1 protein-coding gene is annotated in these 343 nt (G+C 62.1%); it reads left to right on the forward strand.

Features of this window, described 5'->3' with window-relative positions:
- A partial coding sequence (locus AF337_RS18815; protein ID WP_160320332.1) for a PIN domain-containing protein occupies positions 1–205 on the forward strand: 205 nt, incomplete at its 5' end.
- Between the last annotated feature and the right edge of the window lie 138 nt (positions 206–343).

The following is a 343-nucleotide window of genomic DNA, read 5'->3' on the forward strand; positions in this document are numbered from 1 at the left end:
CGACCTGCTCAACGCGGGCAATGTGGCGATGAACCGTCCTGCGGTCGAAGCAGGACTGGCCATGCTGGAGGCGGGTGGCGATTTTGCAGATGGCGTGATCGCCCATGAAGGAGCATGGCTTGGCGGCGAGAGCTTCGTAACTTTCGACAAGCAGGCGGTCGAGCTGGTAATCCGCCAAGGCCAACCCGCGCGTCTTCTCGCCTGAAATTCCGCAGGCTCATGAGCGAGACGGCGGGCAGGCGTTAGCCTCAGAACCGATGTTCCGCTCCTTCGACCGGATTTGCCCAGACTGTCATTCCAGGCGCAAATGGCGTCTCGCCTTCGGCGCGCACCACCATCTCAC

This window comes from Rhizobium ecuadorense, assembly GCF_001187535.1.
Taxonomy (GTDB): domain Bacteria; phylum Pseudomonadota; class Alphaproteobacteria; order Rhizobiales; family Rhizobiaceae; genus Rhizobium; species Rhizobium ecuadorense.